The sequence below is a fragment of the Pseudomonas sp. 05N434 genome (genome assembly GCF_056396965.1).
In genome coordinates this window covers 1-4,346 of sequence record NZ_JBFTMK010000436.1, presented here as the reverse complement: position 1 = coordinate 4,346, position 4,346 = coordinate 1, and the positions used below count along the sequence as shown (strand labels likewise).

Here is a 4,346-nt window from a genome sequence, read left to right as displayed (position 1 = left end):
GGAGATCGCGATCGTTCCCACGCGTGGGAACGATCAGTGTTCGGTTTCCTGTACCGAATCTTCTTCGATCTCGGGAACAACTTTCCCCTTGGTCTTCAACTCACTGACAATCACCGCCGCCACAATCAACCCCGCCCCAACCAGCGCAATCGCCGGCAAGCGTTCCCCGGCGAGCCGCCCGGCAATCCCGGCCCACACCGGCTCCCCGGCATAGATCAACGTCGCCCGGGTCGGCGAAACACTCTTCTGTGCCCAGTTCATCGCCACCTGGATCGCCGCACTCGCCGCGCCCAGGCCCAAAGCGCTGCACAACAGCAACCACGAGAAGTCGGGAATCACTTCTTGGGTCGGCACCACCATCAGGAACGACAGCACCGACGTCACCGCCAATTGCACCACCGTCACCCGCCGCACGTCGACCTGGCCGGCATAGGTGCTGATCAGAATGATTTCCGCGGCAATCGCCACGGCGCTGATCAATGTAGCGATTTCACCGGGGCTGAAATTGAGCGACGCGCCGGAAGGCCCCGACAGCAACATCAACCCGGTAAAGGCCAGCATGATCCCGATGCTCGGCATCAACCCCGGACGACGCCCCAGCACCAGCCATTGCAGCAGCGGCACGAACGGCACATACAGCGCGGTAATAAACGCCGACTGACTGCTGGGAATGCTCTGCAAACCCACGGTCTGCAAGCCGTAACCAAGCATGATCGCCACGCCGATAAACGCCCCGGCCTTGAGTTCGAACAGCGTCAGTTCACGCAGATGGCGCCAGGAGAACAGCGCCACAAGGCTCGCCGCCGCGGCAAAACGCAGCCCGACAAAGAACATCGGCCCGCTGACGGTCATCGCATGCTGCACCAGCAAAAAGGTCCCGCCCCAGACCATGGTAATCAGCACCAGCACGCACTCGGCCTTGCTGAACCGGGAGAAACGGGGGGAAGTATGAGAAGCGTTCATTGACGTCATGACCTTGCGCGCCATCTGAGGGAGACGCACAATGCGCCCGAAGTTGGGCAGTATACTGCGCAACGCCACCCAGTGAGCAATATAGTGCACAAAGATTCCACCCAACGGGCTTCGGTCCTCCAGCACGTCAGCCTGAACGTGCGACGTCTGCGCCACGCCGCCGACATGAGCCAGAGCGCCCTGGCCGAAAAGTCCGGGGTCAGCCGCCGGATGCTGGTGGCCATCGAGGCCGGCGAGAAGAACGTCAGCCTGACCACCCTCGACCGCGTGGCCGAAGCGCTGGACGTGGCCTTCAGCGACCTGATCCAGGCCCCCGACGCTCGCGACCCGAGCCGCATCAACGAACTGGCCTGGGCCGGTACGATCCCGGGCAGTAAAGCGGTGCTGCTGGCCAAAGCCACCGCCACCCGCGAAGTAGAACTCTGGGAATGGCGCCTGGAACCGGGCGAGCATTACCCCTCGGAGCCGGATGCCGAAGGCTACAGCGAACAGCTTTATGTGTTTGAAGGTTGCCTGACACTGATGCTTGACGGTCAGCCGCAGAAAATTGCGGCTGGCGAGTTCTTTATGTTTGCCAGTCATCAACCGCATTCTTATCGCAATGATGGGGACGTGGCGGCGCGGTTTGTGCGTAATGTGGTGATTTGAACGGGCAGCACTACTCATTGGGGAAAGTGTCACACCTGTTATTTCTGACAGTAGACGTGGAGCGAGATTGATCGCTAACTGGAGTTCGGCTCGTTGCCGAGATCTGACCGTCTATTCACAGGAATGCAGAAAATGGCAAATCTGGAACCGCTAATCATCAACGAGGCTATTGGTAACGTCATTAAGCTGATGGATGTCCCAACTGTCGGTGCGACAGCCCTTATTCCTGTCCCACCCAACGCCCAACCGGGCGATTCAATCTGCATATTCATTGCAGACAAGATGGTTGCAGAGGCTTCGAGTGATGACCCGGCCGAAGACTTTTGCGCCTGCCGTTTGCCAAAAACAGCCTTACTGGACAACGCAGGGCAGCAGAAGGAATTCCGATACATCGTCCGCAACTCGGCTGGTAATCCTGTTCATTCCGATCCGATTCTTTATGACATCCACCATTCTCTTGATTGAATTGCTTCGTTGCTAAAAACCAATGCACGGCAACCCGCCTCCTTGTGAGCGCGGGCTTGCTTGCGATGGCGGTGTGACTGACGATACCCAGGCTGTGGCTTGACACGGGGCGATCTGCGCCACTTCCATTCAGGTAAACATTGATCGATGAGAACGCCATGACTGACACCCCAAGCGGACAGGCGACCGACGCCATCCGTCACGCTGACATCCTGATCATCGGCGGCGGCCTGAGTGGCGCGATGCTGGCGGCGCAGTTGTTGCGCTTGCCCGGTCAGCGCCGGGTTCTGGTGATCGAGCCGCGGGCAGAACTGGGCCGTGGCGAAGCCTATAGCGCGGTGGAACTGGGGCATACGCTCAATGGCAACGCGGCGCGGATGAGCGTCGACCCGGACAACGCCGATGACCTGACCCAATGGCTGACCGAACACATCGCCGCCGGTGGCTGGCCGGAGTCGGATGAGCAGCATGTGCCGGTCAGCGAACTGTTTCCGCCGCGCGGGTTGTTTGGCGTTTATGTGCAGCAGCGTCTGGCTGAAGCGCAGGCGGTGGGCGCATTGAAGGGGGCGAGTGTCGAACATGTGCGGGCCGAGGTGGTGGACCTGCAGACCTCTGCCGACTCTGTGCAACTGACCTTGAACGATGGCCAGCGTCTGCAAGGCGCATTCGCGGTGCTAGCTACCGGCATGTTCCCGGCAGCACGCACGCCGCAGACCGAGTCCAGCGGTTTGAATGCGGCTGCACTCGACCCGTGGGATGTGGCCGCCATGCGTCAACTCGATCCGCAGTCGACGGTACTGATCATCGGCTCGGGCCTGACCATGGTCGATGCCGTGGTGTCGCTGGAGCAAGCCGGGCATCGTGGGCCGATCGAAGTCTTTTCCCGTCATGGCCTGCTGCCGCATGTGCGCAGGCAGCCGCCGGCGTGGGTGGATTTTCTCGCCGAGGACCACAGTATTCGCACACCGCGTCAGCTGGTGCGCGAACTGCGCCGGCATTGCCGCGATGCCATCGCTCAGGGCATCGACTGGCAAGCGCCGTTGGATACCRTTCGGGCGCATATCGGGCGGTTGTGGAGTCAGGCGACCGATGTGCAACGCCGGCAATTTGTGCGGCATGTACGGCCATGGTGGGAAAGCCATCACCATCGCTCGCCGCCGCTGAGTGCCGAGTTGGTGGCGCAGCTACACGGGGAAGGGCGGTTGCGGATTCATGCCGCATCGTTCAAGGGGCTCGAGCCTGCGTCGGACGGTGAGGTCAGCATCCGCATTCGTCGTCGTGGTGAGGCGCAAACCTGCGTGGTGCATGGCGCGGCGCTGATCAACTCCAGCGGCATCGAATACGACTGGCGCCGGGTGGCGCGGCCGTTGCCCCAGCAATTGCTCGCTCGCGGGCTGGTGCGTCCGGGGCCATTGGCGTTGGGCATTGCTGCGGCGGTGGATGGCGCGGTACTCAGCGCCGACGGGCAGGTCGCCAGCCGTTTGTTCGCCATGGGGCCGCCGTTGCGCGGCATGTGGTGGGAGAGCACGGCGGTAACTGATGTGGCGAGCCAGGCCAAGTCTCTTGCGGCGCGATTAGTCAGCGATCTGTTGTAGCAGCTGCCGAGCCCGCGAGGCTGCTGCTACGGGCAGGCCAAGTCTCTTGCTCGCGAAGAGGCCAGCCCATCCACCGCAAAATCCACAGTAAGACCAATAAACAGGCGATGTTTAATCGACATCTCCTGATACTCACTCAGACTACACAGCCTTGCGCCGCTGCCTACGACTACGCCAGAATCCGCCGGCTTGTGCGCCTTGAGGCCGGGCTCTATCGTTTCCGGGTCGCTGAAGAATCAGCGATCGGGTTTAGCAGCTCGATGAATATCAAGGCACGTCAGTGTCGCCATTCGCGTTATGGCGGCTATGCGTGGGGCACTTCGGTGCGCCGGGTTCCTTGATCCCTGGTCTGCTAACCCGCGTACAGCCGCCACCTTCTTCGTTTAGCAGCGATAGATGTCGGCTCCACTGATCAAGGAGCTTCATTTATGTTCAAACCAACACCAAATCCTCCGGAAACCGACGACGTTTCCCCCTACGAATCCCTCGATTCGAAAAAACTCCACGAAGCCGCCGACCGCGCCCTCGACCATTACCTCAAACCACCCATCCCCAAAGCCACCAAGCGCAAACTCAGTACCATTTACCATGTGGGTGCGAAGGTCGATAACGAAACCCTGCTGGTCAACGCCTGCGAATCCCTGGCGTCAGCGAGCATGATGCTCA

5 protein-coding genes are annotated in these 4,346 nt (G+C 60.8%); 4 read left to right on the top strand and 1 reads right to left on the bottom strand.

Going from position 1 to position 4,346, the window contains the following annotated elements:
• Positions 1–33: 33 nt before the first annotated feature.
• Complete coding sequence (locus tag AC1DLB_RS22710) at positions 34–1,062, bottom strand: DMT family transporter (RefSeq protein WP_064617040.1); 1,029 nt, start codon at positions 1,060–1,062, stop codon at positions 34–36.
• On the opposite strand from AC1DLB_RS22710, the gene AC1DLB_RS22705 reads away from it, so the two are divergent.
• The 4 genes from AC1DLB_RS22705 to AC1DLB_RS22690 form a co-directional block, all read left to right on the top strand.
• A complete protein-coding gene (locus tag AC1DLB_RS22705) occupies positions 1,057–1,620 on the top strand; it encodes a helix-turn-helix domain-containing protein (protein ID WP_258613718.1) in 564 nt (187 codons plus the stop codon). The two genes, AC1DLB_RS22710 and AC1DLB_RS22705, sit on opposite strands and share 6 nt — an antisense overlap.
• Positions 1,621–1,752: 132 nt before the next feature.
• Positions 1,753–2,085: a hypothetical protein gene (locus AC1DLB_RS22700; protein WP_477744574.1), complete on the top strand. Its 333-nt coding sequence runs from the start codon at positions 1,753–1,755 to the stop codon at positions 2,083–2,085.
• 158 nt (positions 2,086–2,243) lie between these two features.
• Positions 2,244–3,680: an FAD/NAD(P)-binding protein gene (locus tag AC1DLB_RS22695; protein ID WP_477785682.1), complete on the top strand. Its 1,437-nt coding sequence runs from the start codon at positions 2,244–2,246 to the stop codon at positions 3,678–3,680.
• Positions 3,681–4,108: 428 nt separating this feature from the next.
• The coding region (locus AC1DLB_RS22690; protein WP_477785681.1) for a DUF6124 family protein at positions 4,109–4,346 on the top strand (238 nt) is incomplete at its 3' end.

Bases quoted from the DNA above. Each gene is read 5' to 3' on its own strand.
- AC1DLB_RS22700 (WP_477744574.1), top strand. From the start codon at position 1,753: ATGGCAAATCTGGAACCGCTAATCATCAACGAGGCTATTGGTAACGTC.